The 20,058-nt window shown below is 64.4% G+C and carries 15 protein-coding genes and 6 tRNA genes; 2 read left to right on the forward strand and 19 right to left on the reverse strand.

The window, feature by feature from the left end; all coding sequences use genetic code 11:
* Positions 1-171 precede the first annotated feature (171 nt).
* From ACZ9C1_RS10680 to leuC, 8 genes are all read right to left on the reverse strand, one after another.
* Positions 172-792, reverse strand: a complete 621-nt coding sequence (locus ACZ9C1_RS10680; protein WP_277505177.1) for a phosphoribosylanthranilate isomerase — start codon at positions 790-792, stop codon at positions 172-174.
* 59 nt (positions 793-851) lie between these two features.
* Positions 852-1,706, reverse strand: a complete 855-nt coding sequence (gene truA, locus ACZ9C1_RS10685; protein ID WP_476253966.1) for a tRNA pseudouridine(38-40) synthase TruA — start codon at positions 1,704-1,706, stop codon at positions 852-854.
* A 134-nt stretch (positions 1,707-1,840) separates the two neighbouring features.
* Positions 1,841-4,480: a motility hub landmark protein FimV gene (locus ACZ9C1_RS10690; RefSeq protein ID WP_476253967.1), complete on the reverse strand. Its 2,640-nt coding sequence runs from the start codon at positions 4,478-4,480 to the stop codon at positions 1,841-1,843.
* Positions 4,481-4,551: 71 nt separating this feature from the next.
* Positions 4,552-5,559, reverse strand: a complete 1,008-nt coding sequence (locus ACZ9C1_RS10695) for an aspartate-semialdehyde dehydrogenase (protein WP_277505181.1) — start codon at positions 5,557-5,559, stop codon at positions 4,552-4,554.
* A 1,128-nt stretch (positions 5,560-6,687) separates the two neighbouring features.
* A complete protein-coding gene (gene asd / locus ACZ9C1_RS10700) occupies positions 6,688-7,800 on the reverse strand; it encodes an aspartate-semialdehyde dehydrogenase (protein WP_023630514.1) in 1,113 nt (370 codons plus the stop codon).
* 63 nt (positions 7,801-7,863) lie between these two features.
* On the reverse strand, positions 7,864-8,946 hold the full coding sequence (gene leuB, locus ACZ9C1_RS10705) for a 3-isopropylmalate dehydrogenase (protein ID WP_476253968.1): 1,083 nt from the start codon (positions 8,944-8,946) through the stop codon (positions 7,864-7,866).
* 96 nt (positions 8,947-9,042) lie between these two features.
* Positions 9,043-9,684, reverse strand: a complete 642-nt coding sequence (gene leuD, locus ACZ9C1_RS10710) for a 3-isopropylmalate dehydratase small subunit (protein ID WP_110704150.1) — start codon at positions 9,682-9,684, stop codon at positions 9,043-9,045.
* Positions 9,681-11,114: a 3-isopropylmalate dehydratase large subunit gene (leuC, locus tag ACZ9C1_RS10715; RefSeq protein WP_102685395.1), complete on the reverse strand. Its 1,434-nt coding sequence runs from the start codon at positions 11,112-11,114 to the stop codon at positions 9,681-9,683. The genes leuD and leuC overlap by 4 nt, the downstream gene beginning before the upstream one ends.
* Before the next feature lie 130 nt (positions 11,115-11,244).
* Between leuC and ACZ9C1_RS10720 the strand changes: the two genes are divergently transcribed.
* The gene (locus ACZ9C1_RS10720) at positions 11,245-12,123 is read left to right on the forward strand and encodes a LysR family transcriptional regulator (RefSeq protein ID WP_102685394.1); all 879 of its coding nucleotides are present in this window, start codon (positions 11,245-11,247) and stop codon (positions 12,121-12,123) included.
* Between the two features lie 62 nt (positions 12,124-12,185).
* Entirely contained in the window at positions 12,186-15,482 is a 3,297-nt protein-coding gene (locus ACZ9C1_RS10725) for a PAS domain S-box protein (RefSeq protein WP_102685393.1), read from the forward strand.
* Positions 15,483-15,557: 75 nt separating this feature from the next.
* Here ACZ9C1_RS10725 and ACZ9C1_RS10730 read toward each other — a convergent pair whose 3' ends face one another.
* The 11 genes from ACZ9C1_RS10730 to ACZ9C1_RS10780 all read right to left on the reverse strand — a co-directional run bounded on the left by ACZ9C1_RS10730 (position 15,558) and on the right by ACZ9C1_RS10780 (position 19,937).
* Positions 15,558-16,001 carry an Hsp20 family protein gene (locus ACZ9C1_RS10730; RefSeq protein ID WP_031315058.1) on the reverse strand — a complete coding sequence of 148 codons (444 nt, stop codon included), beginning with the start codon at positions 15,999-16,001 and terminating at the stop codon, positions 15,558-15,560.
* Positions 16,002-16,132: 131 nt separating this feature from the next.
* Positions 16,133-17,104 (reverse strand): tRNA dihydrouridine synthase, encoded by a 972-nt coding sequence (locus ACZ9C1_RS10735; RefSeq protein ID WP_110704144.1) that lies wholly within the window; start codon positions 17,102-17,104, stop codon positions 16,133-16,135.
* 52 nt (positions 17,105-17,156) lie between these two features.
* On the reverse strand, positions 17,157-17,591 hold the full coding sequence (locus tag ACZ9C1_RS10740) for an acyl-CoA thioesterase (protein ID WP_102685391.1): 435 nt from the start codon (positions 17,589-17,591) through the stop codon (positions 17,157-17,159).
* Between the two features lie 44 nt (positions 17,592-17,635).
* On the reverse strand, positions 17,636-18,469 hold the full coding sequence (locus tag ACZ9C1_RS10745; protein ID WP_102685390.1) for an alpha/beta fold hydrolase: 834 nt from the start codon (positions 18,467-18,469) through the stop codon (positions 17,636-17,638).
* A gap of 24 nt (positions 18,470-18,493) precedes the next feature.
* Positions 18,494-19,033, reverse strand: coding sequence for a TetR/AcrR family transcriptional regulator (locus ACZ9C1_RS10750; RefSeq protein WP_102685389.1), 540 nt, complete (start codon positions 19,031-19,033; stop codon positions 18,494-18,496).
* Positions 19,034-19,205: 172 nt separating this feature from the next.
* Positions 19,206-19,281 (reverse strand) — tRNA-Glu (locus tag ACZ9C1_RS10755).
* Positions 19,282-19,323: 42 nt separating this feature from the next.
* Positions 19,324-19,399: transfer RNA gene (locus ACZ9C1_RS10760), tRNA-Ala, on the reverse strand.
* A 67-nt stretch (positions 19,400-19,466) separates the two neighbouring features.
* A tRNA-Glu gene (locus tag ACZ9C1_RS10765) sits at positions 19,467-19,542 on the reverse strand.
* 42 nt (positions 19,543-19,584) lie between these two features.
* Positions 19,585-19,660: transfer RNA gene (locus tag ACZ9C1_RS10770), tRNA-Ala, on the reverse strand.
* A gap of 53 nt (positions 19,661-19,713) precedes the next feature.
* Positions 19,714-19,789, reverse strand: a tRNA-Glu gene (locus tag ACZ9C1_RS10775).
* Between the two features lie 72 nt (positions 19,790-19,861).
* Positions 19,862-19,937, reverse strand: a tRNA-Ala gene (locus ACZ9C1_RS10780).
* Positions 19,938-20,058: the final 121 nt, after the last annotated feature.

The raw sequence follows: 20,058 nt of genomic DNA on the forward strand, positions 1-20,058 counted from the left end.
GGCCCCGCCCTGCCCTTGAGCTCAAATTCTTCTGTAAAGCGACGATGGGCCGACCTTGGGCCGCCCCACCTCCAATTCTTCCCCGGCATGCCCCGCGCTCTGGCGCGACCTGACAGCACCGGGCTGCGAAAGCTATGGACGATGGCGCGCGGCCAGCCGTCACATCCGCGTTCACGCGTGTTTGACCGCCTGCATGAAGGCTTCGATCCTTGCCACATCCTTGATGCCCTTGGCCTGCTCCACGCCGCCGCTGACATCCACCGCGTACGGGCGCACCCGGCGAATGGCCTCGGCGACGTTGTCAGCCGACAGGCCACCGGCAAGGATGATCGGCTTGCTCAGGTGTTGCGGAATCAGTGACCAGTCGAACGCCTCGCCGGTTCCTCCCGGCACGCCTGGTACATAGGCATCCAGCAGGATGCCGCGAGCGCCAGCGTAGTGCCGGCAGGCGGCCTCCAGGTCATCCCCCGGGCGCACCCGCAGGGCCTTGATCCAGGGGCGGTGATAGCCCTCGCAATCGGCGGGGGTTTCATCGCCGTGGAACTGTAGCAGGTCCAGGGAAACCACTTCGAGGATCTCGTTGAGCTCGCAGCGCGAGGCGTTGACGAACAGCCCCACGGTGGTCACGAACGGCGGCAGCGCGTCGATGATCGCCCGCGCCTGACGCACGTCCACCGCCCGCGGGCTTTTCGCATAGAAGACGAAACCGAGGGCGTCGGCGCCGGCCTCGACCGCAGCCAGGGCATCCTCGATGCGGGTAATCCCGCAGATCTTGCTGCGAACATTGCTCATGGACAGCGAACCTTGAGTGATCGGGAAAGCGCCGATGGTAACAAATGACCTGTGCTCCGTCAGTCCGCCAGCGCCTCGTAGCCAGTAAGAAAGTGTGGGCCGATGTAACGCTGCGGCAGCGCGTATTCTTCCGGGTACTCCACCTGCACCAGGTAAAGACCGTAAGGGTGCGCGGTTACCCCGCCGTCACGGCGGTTGCGCCCCTCCAGCACCTCGCGGGCCCACTCCACCGGACGCTCACCGGCGCCGATGGTCATCAGCACGCCGGCGATGTTGCGCACCATGTGGTGCAGGAACGCGGTGGCACGCACATCCAGCACGATCATCCGCCCATGCCGGGTCACACGCAGGTGGTGGATGTGCTTGATCGGCGACTTGGCCTGGCACTGGCTGGCGCGAAAGGCACTGAAGTCATGGGTACCCAGCAGGTACTGCGCGGCCTCGGCTATGCGCTCGACGTCCAGCGGGCGGTGGTTCCAGGTGACTTCCTCGGCCAGGTGCGCCGGGCGGATCGGGTCGTTGTAGATCACGTAGCGGTAGCGCCGCGCGGTGGCCTTGAAGCGGGCATGGAAGTGTGCAGGCATGGGCGCCGACCAGACCACGCTGATGTCGTGGGGCAGGTTGAAGTTGGTGCCCAGGGTCCAGGCGCGCTCGTCGCGCACGGCGCGGGTGTCGAAATGCACGATCTGCCCGCAGCCATGGACGCCGGCATCGGTGCGCCCGGCGCAGATCACCGAGATTGGTTCGTTGGCCACCGTCGACAGCGCCTGTTCCAGGGCCTGCTGGACACTCGGCACGCCGCTGGCCTGGCGTTGCCAGCCGCGATAGCGCGAACCTTTGTATTCCACGCCCAAAGCGATGCGGGTGTAGCCTTCGGCAGCCGATTCGGCGGCGGCGGTGTCGATGATGTCCAAGAGCGGCAAACCTGATGATGAAACGAAAGGCGGAAGTATACCGGCAAACCGTGCAGGGGCCGAAATGATCGCGGGGCAAGCCCGCCCCACGTCTTGCGTGAAAGCAGGCTTGCCCCGCGATGTACAGCTTTGCGTCAGACCAGGCGCGAGAGCATCTCGTTGGCTTCCTCGCGTTGGCTGTCGTCGCCGTCCTTGACCACTTCGTCGAGGATGTCACGGGCGCCCTGATGGTCGCCCATGTCGATGTAGGCGCGGGCCAGGTCGAGCTTGGTGGCTACCTCGTCGGCGCCGGAGAAGAAGTCGAAGTCCAGGTCGTCCAGCGGCTCGGGCTCCAGCGCCGCGTCCTCGGCGGTGAACGATGGTTGTGCAACCGATGGGGTCTCGAGGTTCTGCGACAGCTTGTCGAGCTCGGCATTGACGTCGTCCAGCTCCGAGGCGAAGTTCTTCGCCGCCGGCGAGTCGTCGTCCAGCGACAGCGACAGGTCGAAGTCCTCGGGCAGCTCCAGCTCGGAGATCGGATCAAACTCCGGAATCGCCTCGAAGGCCGCCAGCTCGGCCGCCACGTCCACCGGGGCCTCCTCGCTGCCGGTCGGAGCCGCCGGCTCTTCGGCGACATCCAGATCGAATTCAGCCAAGTCGTCGACATTTTGCGGTGTCGCCTGCGCCTGGGCGAGCAATGCCTCGAAATCGTCGTCGGCATCGGTTTCGGCAACGGCGGGTGCAGCCTCGGCTTCGGGCGCCTCGACGACCAGGTCCTCGAGACCGGCCAGGTCGAGGTGGTCATCCACCGGCAGGTCATCGCCCAGGCTCAGGTCGAAGGCGCTGTCCAGGTCGGCCTCTTCGACCACAGGCTCTGGCTCAGGCTCTGGTTCGGCCGCCACGACCGGCTCCACGACGACTTCCGGCGCGCTTTCACCCAGCTCCAGCTCCTTGTCCTGCAGCAGGTCCTGGACATACTGCTCATCCAGCTCGGCGGCCAGGGCCGCGGCCCCGGCAGCGCCTGCCGCAACCGCCGCGACACCCAGCATGGCCGGGAAGCGCTCCTTGAGCGCGGCGACCTCGGCCTGGTTCGCGTCGTTGACCACCAGCTTGCGCTCCTGGCCAGCGAACGCGTCCTGGTCGCCCTGACGTGCGTAGACTTCCATCAATTTGAGGCGCAGATCGCTGCGCTGTGGCTCGGAGGCCACCGCGGCTTCCAGCAGGTCGGCGGCATGGTTGAGGCGACCACGGGCCAGGCTTTCATCCACCTCGGCCAGCAACGCCGCGCGCGGATCAGCCGCCGGGGCGACGACGTCGGCAGGCGCCGCAGGCTTTTCCGCCGCAACGGCTGCAGCAGCCGAGGCAGCCACTACCGCAGGCGACAGAGTCACGCTTGGCGCCGACACATCCAGGCCTTCAAAACTGCTCGGAGGCAAGTCCAGGTCCGGGCCACGCTCGCCATCCTCGGCCAGGGCACGGGCCATGCGCAGGTGTTTCTCAGCTTCCTGCTGGGCCTTGCGCTTGCGGGCCAGAAGCAGCAGCAGCAACAGCAGCACCAGGAATGCGGACCCGGCAATCAAGCCCAGCAACAGCGGATTGCCCAGCAGTTGGTCGAGCATGCCGGGCTCTTCGCTGGCCGGTGCCTCGGCTGCCGCATCCTGTGGTGCGGTGTCGGCCGCGGCAGGCGCCGGGGCGACCACCGGTTCGGCAGGGGTCAGTTGCGCGTTCACCGCAGGTTGCGCCGGAGCCGGCTCGCCCGGCAGCGCCGCTGCCGGTGGCTGTGGCGCCGCGACGCCCTGGGCCTCCAGACGCGCCAGCTGGTCGTTCTTCAGCTCGATCAGGCGCTGCAGCTTGTCCAGCTGGCTCTGCAGGTCGACCATGCGGCTCTTGAGTTCATCGTTGTCACGGCGGCTGGTGTCGAGGCTTTCCTGGGCCATGGCCAGCTTGTCGCCCAGCGCCTTGGCCTCGCCGGCCGCGCCCTTGCCGCCCGGCGCCACCAGGCGCAGGTTGTCGCCCTGGGCGATGCGCGCGGGGGCCGCGCCAGCCTCGCCACGGCGGGTGGCATCCAGCTGCCGTGCACGCGGGCCGAGGCGGCGGCCTTCGCGCCAGGCTGCGTACTGCTCGGCGACTTCGCGGTTGGCCTGGGCCTGGGGAATGCTCTGCACCTGCTGCTGATCGGGCAGGCGCAGCACCTGGCCAGTCTTGAGCTGGTTGATGTTGTTGCCGATGAAGGCATCCGGGTTCAGCGCCTGGATGGCCAGCATGGTCTGCTGGATCGAGCCGCCGTTGGTGTTGCGCGCGGCGATCTGCCAGAGGGTGTCACGGCGCTTGGTGGTATAGCTGCCCGCACTGACAGCCGGGTTGATGCCCGCCGGGGCCGGTTGGCTGCCCTGGGCCTGGGCCTGGTCGAGCAGCACGCTGTAGTCGCGCAGCAGGCGGCCCTGGGGCCACATGACCTGGACCAGGAACTTGACCACCGGCTCCGGCAGCGCCTTGCTGGAGGTAACCCGCAGCACGCTCTTGCCGTTGGGGTTGATCACCGGCGTGAAGGTGAGGTCTTCGAGGTAAGGCGGGAAGGCCACCCCGGCCTTGGCGAACTCTTCCGGCGACGCCAGGCTTGGCGCCATTTCCGCCGCGGAGAGGTCGCGCACGTCGAGCAGTTCGATCTCGGCATCCAGCGGCTGGTTCTGCGCCGACTTGAGGGTCAGCTCACCCAACCCCAGAGCGTTCGCCACCCCGGACGACAGCGCCGAGGCTGCCGCGATGGCCAGAACCAGTTTGCGAATTCGAAGCATGAACTCTTCCCTTGTATGAAACGTCCCGAAAACCCTTGGGCGGTGCAGGACAAAATAGCTCGCAGTATCTTTTACGCCATGTGTTTTATCAACAATTGTGCCGCCTGCACGGCGTTCAGCGCCGCGCCCTTGCGCACATTGTCGGTGGTCAGCCAGAGATTGAGCTGCTGGTCTTCATCGACACCGTGGCGTACACGTCCAACATAGACCACGTCCTGGCCCACCGCGTCACCCACAGGCGTCGGATAATCACCCGGCTCGACCAGCTCGATGCCGTCGGCAGCCTCCAGCGCGGCGTTAACGGCCACCAGGTCGACCGGATTACGGCTTTGCACGGCGACACTGAAGCTATCGCCGAAAAACACCGGGACTTGAATGCAGGTCACGGAAATCTTCAGTTGCGGCAGGTCCAATACCTGACGCAGTTCATTGACTAGACGGCGTTCTACATTGGTGTGGCCCTGTTCATCGGGTGTACCGACCTGGGGGAGCAGGTTGAAGGCGACCTGGCGATCGAAGAAGCGCGGCTCCAGAGGGCGTGCGTTGAGCAGTTCGGCGGTCTGCCGGGCGAGCTCGCTGACGGCCTCCCTGCCCTGCTCCGAAACTGCCAGGCAGGCATTGACCTGAACGCGCTCGATATCGAGCAAACCCTTGAGCGGCGCCAGCGCCACCGCCAAGGCTACCGCGCCGGCGCTCGGGCTGGTGATCAGTGCGGGCTGCGACAGTTCGGCTATGCGCTCGGCGTTGGCTTCCGGGACCACCGCGATGGCGTCGTCCAAGGCGCCGGACAGGTCGATCACCGCGCAACCGGCGGCGATGGCCTTGGGCACGAAGCTGCGGCTTACGGCAGGGCTGGCGGCGAAGAAGACCAGCCTGACCTGGGAGAAATCGAAGCTGTCCACTTCGCGGACCTTCAGTTTCTTGCCCGCGAACATGACGCTGCTGCCGGCGGACTCCATGCTGGCCAGCAGGTGCAGGGTGGAGACCGGGAAGGCCACTTCCTCGAGGATCTGGACGAGGGATTCACCTACTGTGCCGGTGGCGCCGATTACGGCTATGTCCAGGGCGTTGGGGGTCATGAGATCGGTTCCTTTTCCAGGGGGTACGGCGGGGAGCGGCACTTTACTTGGATTGTGGGGTGGGAGGTAGGGGCGGGTTCGGGTTCGGGTTCGGGTTCGGGTTCGGGTTCAAGAGTGTGGGTTTTGATTTATTTATGCGCATTCATTGGCGATGTCGACGCATTATCACCCTTCCGCCATTACGGCGGCCTACTTTTCTCGTGGGAAAAGTAGGCAAAACCGTTCGGCTCCGTTCATACGGCCCCTGCGCTTCGCTCCGGGGTTCCCTCGCTCCGTTCTTGCTCCCGTGGGTACCGCGCTGTACGCCCCATCCTGGGGCGCAGCGCTCGACGGCCATCCATGGCCGTCGCCCCACTACGCAAGAACTCCACTCGGCCTCCTGAAGTCGCAATTGGTGGCGCCTGAACTATCGCGCGCTTAGAAGCAAGATCAAGAGCAGATCAAGAGCAGATCAAGAGCAGATCAAGAGCAGATCAAGAGCAGATCAAGAGCAGATCAAGAGCAGATCAAGAGCAGATCAAGAGCAGATCAAGAGCAGATCAAGAGCAGATCAAGAGCAGATATGTTGGTTTTATTAGTGGCTGTTATGTTGTTCTTCATTACGCTATCGCGGGGCAAGCCCGCTCTCACGTTGAATCACGTAGTCAAACTATGGTGGGAGCGGGCTTGCCCCGCGATGTTGATCTAGAGTTCCCACAATGGCAACTAGCGACTAGCTGCGTTAGTGCAGGCGCCGCCCGTAACTTCGCGACTTCAGGAGGCCGAACGCAGGTCTTGCGGAGGGAGGTGACGGGCATGGATGCCCGTCAAGCGCTGCGCCCCAGGATGGGGCGTTCAGCGCGGTCCTCCCGGGAGCAAGGCCGGAGTGAGGGAACCCGGAGCGAAGCGGAGGGCCGGATGAATGGAGCGCCACGGCTTTGCTTACTTTGGCCACGACCAAAGTAAGCCGCCGTAAGGGCGGAAAGGTGACTATGCGTCGACATCGCAAATGAATGCGAATAAAAAAATCAAAACAACCAACAACCAACAACCAACAACCAACAACCAACAACCAATCTAGCACCAATAAAAAAACCCGCATCACTCTCGCAACACGGGTCCTTCAAAATCCAACTCAAACCACCCAGATCACCGCTCCAGCAGAATCCGCAACATCCGCCGCAGCGGCTCCGCAGCCCCCCACAGCAGCTGGTCGCCAACAGTGAAGGCCCCGAGGTACTGCGACCCCATGTTCAGCTTGCGCAAACGCCCGACAGGCACGTTCAGGGTCCCTGTCACCTGGGTAGGGCTCAACTCCTGCATGCTGATCTCACGCTGGTTAGGCACCAGCTTCACCCAAGGGTTGTGCTGGCTGATCATGCCTTCGATATCCGCCAGCGGCACGTCCTTGTTCAGCTTGATGGTCAGCGCCTGGCTGTGGCAACGCATGGCGCCAATCCGCACGCAGATGCCATCGACCGGAATCGGGCTCTTGAAGCGGCCGAGAATCTTGTTGGTCTCGGCCTGGGCCTTCCACTCTTCGCGGCTCTGGCCGTTTGGCAGCTCCTTGTCGATCCACGGGATCAGGCTGCCGGCCAGCGGCACGCCGAAGTTGTCAGTCGGGAAGCCCTCGCCGCGCATGGCCTCGGCCACCTTGCGGTCGATGTCGAGGATGGCGCTGGCCGGGTTAGCCAAGTCATCGGCGACCGCCGCGTGAATACCGCCCATCTGCTTGATCAACTCACGCATGTTCTGCGCGCCGGCGCCGGAGGCCGCCTGATAGGTCATGGCGCTCATCCACTCGACCAGGCCGGCTTCGAACAGGCCGCCCAGGCCCATCAGCATCAGGCTGACGGTGCAGTTGCCGCCGATGTAGTTCTTGGTGCCCGCATCCAGCTGCTGGTCGATGACCTTGCGGTTGACCGGGTCGAGGATGATCACCGCGTCATCCTGCATGCGCAGGGACGAGGCCGCGTCGATCCAGTAGCCCTGCCAGCCAGCTTCACGCAGCTTGGGGAACACTTCGTTGGTGTAGTCGCCGCCCTGGCAGGTCAGGATGACGTCGAGGGTCTTGAGCTCTTCGATGTTGTAGGCATCCTTGAGCGGCGCAATGTCCTTGCCCACGGCCGGGCCCTGGCCACCCACATTGGAGGTGGTGAAGAACACCGGCTCGATCAGGTCGAAGTCCTGCTCTTCGAGCATCCGCTGCATGAGCACGGAACCGACCATTCCACGCCAACCGATCAGACCTACACGTTTCATCGCAACTACACCTTTGCTAAAAGTGGGCCGCCACCGGGAGTTTTGGGTGGCGGGCCAGAGAGATTACAGATTCCGCAGCGCTGCGACTACTGCGTCGCCCATTTCCTGCGTACCGACCTTGCGGCAACCTTCGGAGAAGATGTCACCGGTGCGCAGGCCCTGGCCCAGCACCAGGCTCACCGCCTGCTCGATCGCCTCGGCGGCGGCCGACTGGTTGAAGCTGTAGCGCAGCATCATCGATACCGAAAGAATGGTTGCCAATGGGTTGGCGATGCCCTGCCCGGCGATGTCCGGCGCCGAGCCGTGGCACGGCTCGTACATGCCCTTGTTGTCGGCATCCAGCGACGCCGAAGGCAGCATGCCGATGGAACCGGTGAGCATGGAAGCCTCATCCGACAGGATGTCGCCGAACATGTTGTCGGTCACCACCACGTCGAACTGCTTGGGCGCGCGCACCAACTGCATGGCGGCGTTGTCGACGTACATGTGGCTCAACTCGACGTCCGGGTAGTCCTTGGCCACATCCTCGACCACTTCACGCCACAGCTGACTGGAAGCCAGGACGTTGGCCTTGTCCACCGAGCACAGCTTCTTGCCGCGCACGCGGGCCATGTCGAAGCCGACGCGGGCAATACGGCGCACTTCGCTTTCGCTGTATGGCAGGGTGTCGTACGCCTGGCGCTCGCCGCCCTGCAGCTCGCGCTGGCCGCGTGGTGCACCGAAGTAGATGCCACCGGTCAACTCGCGGACGATGAGGATGTCCAGGCCGGCGACGATCTCGGGCTTGAGCGACGAGGCGTCGGCCAGTTGCGGATAGAGGATGGCCGGGCGCAGGTTGGCGAACAGGCCCAGTTGCGAGCGGATCTTCAGCAAGCCGCGCTCCGGGCGGATGTCACGCTCGATCTTGTCCCACTTCGGGCCGCCCACGGCGCCCAGCAGCACGGCGTCCGCCTGGCGCGCGCGCGCCAGGGTCTCGTCGGCCAGCGGCACGCCGTGCTTGTCGATGGCCGCGCCACCGATCACGTCGTGGGTGAGGCTGAAGCCGAGCTGGAACTTGTCGTTGGCCAGCTCCAGCACCTTGACCGCTTCGGCCATGATTTCCGGACCAATACCATCACCTGGGAGAATCAGAATCTGCTTGCTCATGCTTTCCTCTATCCAATCGAGCGGCGCGCCTTGCGGGCGCGCCGGATAAAACTCAGTGTCCGGTGGCGCTGATCGCGGAGCAAGCCCGCTGCCACATCAATCGCGGAACAACCACGGCTGGCTGGCGCGGTGCTTGCCCTCGAACGCCTTGATCGCGTCGCGGTCCTGCAGGGTCAGGCCGATGTCGTCCAGGCCATTGAGCAGGCAGTGCTTGCGGAAAGCGTCGATTTCGAACTTCAGCACTTTGCCGTCCGGGCGAGTCACGGCCTGGGCGTCGAGGTCGATGGTCAACTGGTAGCCCGGGTTGGCCTCGACTTGCCTGAACAGCTCGTCGACTTCGGCGGCGTCGAGAATGATCGGCAACAGGCCATTCTTGAAGCTGTTGTTGAAGAAAATATCGGCGAAGCTCGGCGCGATCACGCTGCGGAAGCCGTACTCATCGAGCGCCCATGGGGCGTGCTCGCGGCTCGAGCCGCAACCGAAGTTCTCCCGCGCCAGCAGCACGCTGGCCCCCTGGTAGCGCGCGTGGTTGAGCACGAACTCCTGGTTCAGCGGGCGCTTGCTGTTGTCCTGGTAGGGCTGGCCGACGTCCAGGTAGCGCCACTCGTCGAACAGGTTGGGGCCAAAGCCGGTGCGCTTGATCGACTTGAGGAACTGCTTGGGGATGATCTGGTCGGTGTCGACGTTGGCACGGTCCAAAGGCGCGACGAGGCCAGTGTGCTGGGTAAAGGCTTTCATGCTGCGCTCCCTTGGATCAACTCGCGGACATCGATGAAGTGGCCGGTCACCGCGGCGGCGGCGGCCATGGCCGGGCTGACCAGGTGGGTACGGCCACCGGCGCCCTGGCGGCCTTCGAAGTTGCGGTTGGAGGTGGACGCGCAGTGCTCGCCGCTTTCCAGGCGGTCCGGGTTCATCGCCAGGCACATCGAGCAGCCCGGTTCACGCCACTCGAAGCCGGCCTCGAGGAAAATCTTGTCCAGCCCTTCGCGCTCGGCCTGGGCCTTGACCAGACCCGAACCCGGCACCACCAGCGCCTGCTTGACGTTGGCGGCGACCTTGCGGCCCTTGGCGATCTCAGCGGCGGCGCGCAGGTCTTCGATGCGCGAGTTGGTGCACGAGCCGATGAACACGCGGTCGAGCTGGATGTCGGTGATCGCCTGGTTGGCGGCCAGGCCCATATACTTGAGGGCGCGCTCGATCGAGCCGCGCTTGATCAGGTCGGGCTCGGCGGCCGGGTCCGGCACGCGCTGGTCGACGGCCAGGACCATCTCCGGCGAAGTGCCCCAGCTGACTTGTGGCTTGATCTGTGCTGCGTCGAGCTCGACCACGGTGTCGAACACGGCGTCGCCATCGGAGACCAATCCTTTCCAGGCCTCGATGGCCTGCGTCCACTGCTCGCCCTTCGGCGCATAGGGACGACCCTCGACGTAGTTGACGGTCGTCTCGTCGACCGCGACCAATCCCACACGAGCACCGGCCTCGATGGACATGTTGCAGATGGTCATGCGGCCTTCCATCGACAAATCGCGGATCGCGCTGCCGGCGAACTCCATGGCATGGCCATTGCCGCCGGCGGTGCCGATCTTGCCGATCACGGCCAGGACGATGTCCTTGGCGGTGACGCCAGCGGGCAATTGACCCTCGACGCGCACCAGCATGTTTTTCATTTTCTTGGCCACCAGGCACTGGGTGGCGAGCACATGCTCGACCTCGGAAGTGCCGATGCCATGGGCCAGGGCGCCAAACGCGCCATGGGTGGAAGTGTGCGAGTCGCCGCAGACCACGGTCATGCCGGGCAAGGTCGCGCCCTGCTCCGGGCTGATGACGTGCACGATACCCTGACGCTCGTCATTCATCTTGAATTCGACGATGCCATATTCGTCACAGTTCTCATCGAGGGTCTGCACCTGCAGGCGCGACACCTGGTCGGCGATGGCCTCGATACCGCCCTTGCGCTCCGGCGTGGTCGGTACGTTGTGATCAGGAGTGGCGATGTTGGCATCGATACGCCAGGGCTTGCGGCTGGCCAGGCGCAGGCCTTCGAAAGCCTGGGGCGAAGTCACTTCGTGAATGATGTGGCGATCTATGTAGATCAAGGACGAGCCGTCATCGCGGCGCTTGACCTCATGAGCTTCCCAGAGTTTGTCGTAGAGCGTTTTGCCAGCCATCAGACTGTTCCTCATCAGCGTCTTTCTATGCCAAAGACCCCTTGGCTTGTACGGACGATGCTATGGCGATAGATTGAATAACTCAAATTCATAATTTTCATGCTTTGGATAACCAACAGGAATTCTAACCGTGGACCTGGCCAACCTCAGCGCCTTTATCGCCATCGCCGAAACCGGGAGCTTTTCCGGAGCCGGCGAACGTCTGTTCCTGACCCAGCCCGCCATCAGCAAACGCATCGCCGGGCTGGAGCAGCAACTGGATGTACGCCTGTTCGATCGCCTGGGCCGTGAAGTGACCCTGACCGAAGCTGGCCGGGCCCTGTTGCCGCGCGCCTATCAGATCCTCAACGTCCTCGATGATACTCGTCGCGCATTGACCAATTTGACCGGAGAGGTGGCGGGTCGCCTGACGCTGGCCACCAGCCATCACATCGGTTTGCACCGTTTGCCCCCACTATTACGGGCTTTTACTCGACAGTACCCCTTGGTGGCGTTGGATATTCAGTTCCTCGATTCGGAAGCGGCCTACGATGAAATCCTCCATGGCCGCGCCGAAATTGCCGTCATCACCCTCGCGCCCGAGCCCCATCACCTGGTCAAGGCCGTGGCGGTGTGGGACGACGCCCTGGATTTCGTCGCCGCCCCCGAACACCCGCTGGCCAGCAACCAGCGGGTCAGCCTGGCCGACGTTGCGCGCCACCCAGCGGTGTTTCCCGGCGGCAATACCTTCACCCACCACATCGTCCAGCGCCTGTTCGAAAGCCAGGGCCTGGTGCCGAACATCGCCATGAGCACCAACTACCTGGAAACCATCAAGATGATGGTGTCGATCGGCCTGGCCTGGAGTGTGCTGCCACGTACTATGCTCGATGAGCAGGTTGCGCCCATCGCCCTGCCCGGCATACAGCTGTCACGCCAGCTAGGCTACATATTGCACACGGAGCGCACGCTATCGAATGCGGCCAGGGCCTTCATGGCGCTGCTCGACAGCCACGCCGGGGCTGCCTGACCGGTCGCAGGCACGGCATTTCTCTCCACAAGGACGCGTTTTCCGCCAAAGGTCTGGTATCGATGCCCAAATCAGCAAACCGCTTTCCGCGCCTGCCCCGTATTCCCGCGGCCGACCCCCAGGAGTCGGAACAGGCCTGGCAGAACGCTCCCCAGTTGCTGGCCGCGCTCAACGCCGCACGCCTGGGCGCCTGGCTGTGGGACATCGAGAGTGGCCGGGTGAGCTGGTCGCGGGGTACCCAGGCGCTGTTCGGCTTCGACCCGCAACGCCCGCTGCCCAACGACGTCGACTACCTCGACCTGCTGCCCGAGGAGGACCGCGCGCGCACACGCCAGGCGTTCCAGGCCGTGGTCAACGGCGAACCGGTCGAGCAGGCCATGCGCCATCGCATCCGCTGGCCCGATGGCAGCGTGCACTGGCTGGAGATCAACGGCAGCCTGACCCACGACCCCCATGGCCGCCCGCAGATGATCGGGGTGATCCGCGAGATCACCCGCCAGCGCGAGCGGGAAACCGCACTGATCAATTCGGAGAAGCGCTTCGCCACCCTGTTCCATCTCAGCCCCAATGCCATTCTCCTGACCCGCCGCCACGACGGCCTGATCATCGAGGTCAACCAGCACTTCGAGCACATGTTTGGCTGGCCAGGCGCTCAAGTGGTTGGCAAGACCAGCGTGGAACTGGGCCTGTGGGTCAACCCCGAGCAACGTCACCAGGTACTGGACGCCACCCGCGCAGGTAGCGGCCCGTTGACCCTCGAGGTGCAGTTCCGCGCTACCAACGGCAAGATCCACGATGGCATTCTCTGCACCCAGGGCATCGAGCTCGAAGGCGTCACCTACCTGATCAGCACCTTCGTCGACACCACCGAGCGCAAACGCGCCGAACAGGCGCTCAAGGACAGTCAGGAGCGCCTCGACCTGGCCCTGGACTCGGCCCAGCTGGGTACCTGGGACTGGCACATCCCCAGCGGCATGCTCTACGGCTCGGCCCGCGCCGCGCAACTGCACGGGCTGGACCCGGTGCCCTTCCACGAATCGTTCGAGGCCTTTTTCGAAGGTGTGCCCGAGCATGAGCGCAGCGTCATGCGCCAGGCCTACCGCAGCCTGCGCGAAGGGCCGGCCGGCAACTACCAGATCACCTACCGGGTGCAACTCGACAACGGCGCCTCGCGCTACATCGAAAGCCGCGCCCGCCTGTACCGCGACGACCAGGGCAACCCGCTGCGTATGGCCGGCACCCTGCTCGACATCACCGACCAGGTGGAGCGCGAGCAGCGCCTGACGGCCTCGGAGGAAAAGTTCGCCAGCCTGTTCCAGGTCAGCCCCGACCCGATCTGCGTGACCCGGCAGGACAGTGGCCAGTTCATCGAGATCAACCCGGCGTTCAGCCAGACCTTCGGCTGGGCCCCGGAGCAGATCCTCGGCCACACCGCCGAGGAAATCGGCCTGTGGGCCGAGTCGGCCGAACGCGCCCAACGCATCGAACGGGTGATCCGCGACCAGGCCTTGAGCAATGTGGCGGTGGTGGTCAACCACCGCAACGGCACGCCGCTGACCTGCGTGATCTCCAGCCGCCTGATCAGCGTCGACAGCCAGCCATGCAGCGTCACCACCCTGCGCGACATCACCCAGCAGCAGCGCGCCGAGGCAGCGCTCAAGGCCAGCGAGGAGAAATTCGCCAAGGCGTTCCATTCCAGCCCCGACGCCATCACCATCACCGAGCGCCACAGCGGGCGCTACGTGGAGGTCAACGACGGTTTCAGCCGGTTGACCGGCTACAGCCCCGAAGAGGTGGTCGGCCGCACGGTCTACGAAATCGGCATCTGGGCCGACGAGAAGCAGCGCGCCGCCCTGCTCAACGAGCTGCGCGAGCGCGGCCGGGTGCATCACCGGGAGATGCTGGGCCGCAACAAGCGCGGCGACATCCTTACCGTGGAAGTGTCGGTGGAGCCGATCAGCCTCAACGAAACCGACTGCCTGCTGCTTACCGCTCGCGATGTCAGCCTGCTGAAGAACGCCCAGGCGCAGATCCGCCACCTGGCGTACCACGACCCGCTGACCAACCTGCCCAACCGCGCCCTGCTGATGGACCGCCTGAGCCAGCAGATCGCCCTGCTCAAGCGCCACAACCTGCGCGGCGCCCTGCTGTTCCTCGACCTGGACCACTTCAAGCACATCAACGACTCGCTCGGGCACCCGGTGGGCGACACGGTACTGAAGATCATTACTGCCCGTCTCGAGGCCAGCGTGCGGCTGGAGGACACTGTGGCGCGCTTGGGCGGCGACGAGTTCGTGGTGCTGCTCAGCGGCCTGGAAGGCAGCCGCGAGCAGGTGGAAAACAAGGTTCGCGAACTGGCCGACACCCTGCGCGAGCTGCTGGCCGAACCGATGTCGCTGGACGGCCAGCGCCTGCAGGTCACGCCGAGCATCGGCGTGGCGTTGATACCCGACCATGGCGCCACCCCCGCCGACCTGCTCAAGCGTGCCGACATCGCCCTGTACCGCGCCAAGGACTCCGGGCGCAACACCACGCAGTTGTTCCACACCACCATGCAGAAGGCCGCCAGCGAGCGCCTGCGCATGGAGAGCGACCTGCGCCTGGCCCTGGCCCGCGGTGAACTGGCCCTGCACTTCCAACCCCAGGTCGACGCCCGCGACAACCGTATCGTCGGCGCCGAAGTCCTGCTGCGCTGGCACCACCCGCAACTGGGCCAGCAGCCTCCGGCGCAGTTCATCCAGGTTCTGGAAGAAAGTGGCCTGATCCTCGAGGTCGGCAGCTGGATCCTCGACGAAGCCTGCGACGCCTGCGCGCGCATGCTCGCAGACGGGCTGATCGACGCCGACGACTTCAGCCTGTGCGTCAACATCAGCCCACGGCAGTTCCGCCAGAACGACTTCGTCGAGCGGGTGCTGCGCAGCCTCGACGACTACCGCCTGCCCCGGCGCATGCTCACACTGGAGATCACCGAAGGCATCGTCATCCAGAACCTCGAGGACACCATCAGCAAGATGCGCGAACTCAAGCACCACGGCGTCAGCTTCGCCATGGACGACTTCGGCACGGGCTATTCGTCGCTCACCTACCTAAAGCGTCTGCCGGTGGATGCGTTGAAGATCGACCAGACCTTCGTACGCGACGCACCGGTCGACCCCAACGACGCCGAGATCGTCCGCGCCATTGTCGCCATGGCCCGCAGCCTGGAGCTGGCGGTGATTGCCGAGGGCGTGGAACTGACCGAGCAGCTGGAGTTCCTCGAGCGGCTGGGTTGCCATCTGTACCAGGGCTATCTGCACAGCCGACCACTGCCGTTACCGGAGTTTCGCCAGATACTGCTGGAGGCACCGGCGGATTACTGAGGCGCTAACCCGGCTGGAGGCGCCGCAGAATGCAAAAAGGGCACCCGAAGGTGCCCTTTCTTCACTGCGCTGAAATCAGTTCAACGCCGGTTTGTCGCCGTTGATCGGGATACGCTTGGCCTTGGCTTCTTCCGGCACGATGCGCAGCAGTTCGATGCTGAGCAGGCCATTGGCCAGGCCCGCGCCCTTGACCTCGATGTGGTCGGCCAGGCGGAACGACAGCTTGAAGGCGCGCTGGGCGATGCCCTGGTGCAGGAAGGTGACGCCTTCGCTGCTGCCGTCGCGCTTGCCGCCGGTCACGGTAAGAACACCTTTTTCGACCTGCAGGTCGAGGTCCTGCTCCTGGAAGCCGGCGGCGGCGACCACGATGCGGTAGTGATCATCGCCATGCTTTTCCACGTTGTAGGGTGGGTAGCTGCTACCCGCCTCGTTACGGGCGGCGGCTTCGAACAGGTCGTTGAAGCGGTCGAAACCGACGGAGTTGCGGAAAAGTGGTGCGAGAGAGAAAGCGGTAGTCATGGTCATGAACTCCTGAGATTCAGCAAGTTAAGTCACTACGCGACCCGACTTCGGCATCGCGTACTCAAGAGATATGTCCTGGCGAAGAGCTTTCAAGGGCTGGCATGAAAAAATTTTGCGATCAAGCCGGCTCAGGCAACACAAGCCTCGACAGCGTGGATTTCCATCCCCAGCAACCCGCTGATCCGCTGACAGTCATCCTCACGACGCAGCTCGGCAAACAGCGTCACCGCTTCGGGGTAGCCGCGGGTCAGCATCGCCAGCCACTGTTTCATCCGCCCCGGGGCGTAGCGTGGCGACAGCTTGTCCTGGGCCTGGCGCCAGAACTCGCGCAGCAGCGGCAGCAGTTCTTCCCAGCTCATCGGCTGGTACTCGACGCCATCGCGGGCCGCAGCGATCTGCAGGGCCAGGTCCGGGCGCGACACCAGCCCACGCCCCAGCATGATGTCTTTCGCACCGCTGACCTCGCGGCAACGCCGCCAGTCATCGACGGTCCAGATCTCGCCATTGGCGAACACCGGCACCTTGACCACATCCTGCACCCGCGCCACCCATTCCCAGTGGGCCGGCGGCTTGTAGCCCTCTACCTTGGTCCGCGCATGCACCACCAGGTGTGCCGAGCCGCCCTCGGCCAGTGCCGTGGCGCAGTCCAGGGCGCCGTCGGGGCTGTCGTAGCCCAGGCGCATCTTCGAGGTCACCGGGATATGCGCCGGCACCGCTCGGCGCACTTCGCGGACGATGGCATGCAACAGCTCCGGCTCCTTGAGCAACACCGCCCCGCCCCGCGACTTGTTGACGGTCTTGGCCGGGCAGCCGAAGTTCAGGTCGATCACCGGCGCACCAAGCTCGCAGGCCAGCGCCGCGTTCTCGGCCAGGCATACCGGGTCGGAGCCGAGCAATTGCACACGCATCGGCACCCCGGCGGCGGTGCGGGCGCCCTGGCGCAGCTCCGGCGCCAGCTTTTCGAACGAAGAGGCCGGCAGCAGGCGGTCGCAGACACGAATGAACTCGGTGACGCACCAATCGATACCACCCACACGGGTCAGGACGTCGCGCAGGATGTTGTCGACCAGCCCCTCCATGGGGGCCAGGGCAATTTGCATTTCAGGGCCTCGCCATGAAAAAGGCGGCAGTCTAGCAAACTTCCGCCAGCCGTCAGCTGCCGGTCAGCGCCGGGCCGTAGCCGTCGATGAATTCCGCCGGCATGCGCCTGGGCTTGCCGCTGGACAGCTCGATGCAGGCAAAGGTGGTCTGCGCCCGCAGCAAGGTCACGCCGTCGCTCGGGCGCTTGAGCTGGAAGCGCCGGGTCATGCGCAGGCGCTGGTCCCAGTCGATGATCCAGGTGGCCAGTTGCAGCTCGTCGTCCTCATAGGCGGCGGCGAGGTAGTCGATCTCATGGCGGACCACCGCCATCGCCCGGTCCAGCCGGCGATACTCGGCCAGGTCCAGCCCCAGGCGCTGGGAGTGGCGCCAGGCGCAGCGCTCCAGCCAGGTGACGTAGACGGCGTTGTTGGCGTGGCCGAGGCCGTCGATATCCTCGTTGCCAACGCGAAGGTCGATGATGAATGGTGCCGCCAGATCCCAGCTCATGCCTGCTCCTGATTTTCAGTGAACGGGCAGAGTGTACCGGATGCTCAGGCGCTTTGCCGCGCCCGCTCGGTGGAGCGTGCGAGCAGCTCGATCACCGCCTGGCCCAGGCGCGGATCGGCTAGCACCCGCTGATGGCCGCCCTCCTCGAGCAGCAGCAGGCGGCTGTCGAACCAAGCCTGGTGAATCAGCGGTGCCTCGCTGGCGAGCACTACGGGATCGTCCTCGGCATGCACCACCAGGCCCGGCACATCCAGTTGATAGGCACTGACATCCAGGCGCGCCACCTGGACGCCGACATCGCGCTCCACTTGGCGGATAAACGCCGCTCGGGCACGGGCCGGCAACCCAAGCCGCCGGGCAAAGCCCCGCAGCACGCCGAGCAAGCGGGCCGGGGCGGCAATACTCACCGCCGCATCGGTGCGCAGCCCCCACTGCAGCGCCAGCAACAGGCTTGCGCCCCCCATCGAGTGTCCGATCACCGCGCGCAGTGGCGGCAGTTCGGCGGCGGCCTCGAGCAACGCGCGGGCAAACGCCACCACATGCGCTTGCTCGCCCGGCGAGCGCCCGTGTGCCGGCCCTTCCAGCGACACCACGGTATGGCCGCTGTCCACCAGCCGCTCGATCAGTGCCGCGAACTGGGTGGGGCGACCTTCCCAGCCATGCATCAGCAATACCGTCGGCCCCTGCCCCCAGCGCAATGCCGACAACCCAAAGCGCAAGGTGATGCGCTCGGCCCTGGCCAGCAGCGGCAGTTCCCATGGTTTGGGCGGCAGGTTGCGCGGGGTCATGAAGGCGCGGCGCATCTTGCCGGCAACATGTTCAGGGGCCAGGTGGCCGAGGGTGCCATTGACGCCACGAATCCAGCTCAGGGTAGTCATCGCCTTGCTCCAGGGTCAGGTTGCTCAGATCACCGCCGACTTGGCGGCACGCAGTATCCGGTCGGACAGCTCGCCATCGCCCAGGGCGCGGGCCACGGCGAGGCCGCCAACCATCAGGGCGAAATCGGCGAGAGCCTTGTCGATGTCCTCGGGGCGGTCGACCATTTGCGCGGTCATCAGCTCGATGTGTTCGGCCAGCACGTCACGGAAGGCGTCCGGCAGGCGCTGCATTTCGCTCAGCGCATTGGGAATCGGGCAGGCCTGCACCTCGGCATCGCGGTGCTTGCGCGACAGGTAGAAGGCCGCGACCAAGGCACGCCGCTCAGTACCGTCAAGGGCTGGATCAAGCTGGGCGAGCAAGGCACGGCGTTCGGCTAGCAGCTGGCTGAAGGCTTCGAGCATGAGCTCGTCCTTGCTGTCGAAGTGGGCATAGAAGCCGCCGACCGTCAGCCCCGCGGCGCCCATGACCTGGCTGACGCTCGGGTCGGCCGGTCCCTGCTGGACCAGTGCGCTGCGCGCCGCATCGAGGATGCGTTGGCGGGTCTTGCTCTTCTTGTCGCTCATGGCTCACCTCTAAATATTATGATCAACATATTATGCTCATAATATTTTGTGGCAAGCGGAATCTGTGGCCATTGATCGGCACAGCTGGACTTTTTCGGAGAGCGGAAAAAACAAAAGGCCCATTCAATAAGCGAATGAGCCTTATAAGTCCTGCAAAACGCAGGTAAAAAATTGGCGTCCCCTAGGGGACTCGAACCCCTGTTACCGCCGTGAAAGGGCGGTGTCCTAGGCCACTAGACGAAGGGGACTTTAACCTTCGTGCCGACGCGCTGTTGCGAATCGTGGCGAATTGGTGGAGCTAAGCGGGATCGAACCGCTGACCTCCTGCATGCCATGCAGGCGCTCTCCCAGCTGAGCTATAGCCCCGAGTAAAACAAAAGACTCATCGATCTGGATGATGAGCCTTTCAACTCCCGCAAAACGCGGGTAAAAGTGGCGTCCCCTAGGGGACTCGAACCCCTGTTACCGCCGTGAAAGGGCGGTGTCCTAGGCCACTAGACGAAGGGGACGTAACCTTCGTGCCGATCCGCTCTCGCGAATCGCGGCAAAATTGGTGGAGCTAAGCGGGATCGAACCGCTGACCTCCTGCATGCCATGCAGGCGCTCTCCCAGCTGAGCTATAGCCCCGGATTTCTAGCCTCTCGGCCCAGCGACATCATGCAACATCGCTTGTGCAAAACTGGCGTCCCCTAGGGGACTCGAACCCCTGTTACCGCCGTGAAAGGGCGGTGTCCTAGGCCACTAGACGAAGGGGACGAACCTTCTTACCTTCAAGACCCGTTCGCTGGAACCGGTCTTGCCTGACGGCCTTGGCCATCAAGCGGAATTTGGTGGAGCTAAGCGGGATCGAACCGCTGACCTCCTGCATGCCATGCAGGCGCTCTCCCAGCTGAGCTATAGCCCCACAATGTCGCTTTGAACCGAAGCGCTGGCTGGGTGCCTGGCGTTTCGTTTTCGTTCATCGCTGTGGACGGGGCGCATATTAAGATCGGATTGCAAGGCTGTCAAACGAATTTTCGAAAATA

The sequence above is a fragment of the Pseudomonas sp. TE21435 genome (genome assembly GCF_056279265.1).

Coding starts and splice junctions, on each gene's coding strand:
- ACZ9C1_RS10680 (WP_277505177.1), bottom strand. CDS start 792: ATGAGCAATGTTCGCAGCAAGATCTGCGGGATTACCCGCATCGAGGAT.
- ACZ9C1_RS10690 (WP_476253967.1), bottom strand. CDS start 4,480: ATGCTTCGAATTCGCAAACTGGTTCTGGCCATCGCGGCAGCCTCGGCG.
- ACZ9C1_RS10695 (WP_277505181.1), bottom strand. CDS start 5,559: ATGACCCCCAACGCCCTGGACATAGCCGTAATCGGCGCCACCGGCACA.
- asd (WP_023630514.1), bottom strand. CDS start 7,800: ATGAAACGTGTAGGTCTGATCGGTTGGCGTGGAATGGTCGGTTCCGTG.
- leuB (WP_476253968.1), bottom strand. CDS start 8,946: ATGAGCAAGCAGATTCTGATTCTCCCAGGTGATGGTATTGGTCCGGAA.
- leuD (WP_110704150.1), bottom strand. CDS start 9,684: ATGAAAGCCTTTACCCAGCACACTGGCCTCGTCGCGCCTTTGGACCGT.
- leuC (WP_102685395.1), bottom strand. CDS start 11,114: ATGGCTGGCAAAACGCTCTACGACAAACTCTGGGAAGCTCATGAGGTC.
- ACZ9C1_RS10725 (WP_102685393.1), top strand. CDS start 12,186: ATGCCCAAATCAGCAAACCGCTTTCCGCGCCTGCCCCGTATTCCCGCG.
- ACZ9C1_RS10730 (WP_031315058.1), bottom strand. CDS start 16,001: ATGACTACCGCTTTCTCTCTCGCACCACTTTTCCGCAACTCCGTCGGT.
- ACZ9C1_RS10735 (WP_110704144.1), bottom strand. CDS start 17,104: ATGCAAATTGCCCTGGCCCCCATGGAGGGGCTGGTCGACAACATCCTG.
- ACZ9C1_RS10740 (WP_102685391.1), bottom strand. CDS start 17,591: ATGAGCTGGGATCTGGCGGCACCATTCATCATCGACCTTCGCGTTGGC.
- ACZ9C1_RS10745 (WP_102685390.1), bottom strand. CDS start 18,469: ATGACTACCCTGAGCTGGATTCGTGGCGTCAATGGCACCCTCGGCCAC.
- ACZ9C1_RS10750 (WP_102685389.1), bottom strand. CDS start 19,033: ATGAGCGACAAGAAGAGCAAGACCCGCCAACGCATCCTCGATGCGGCG.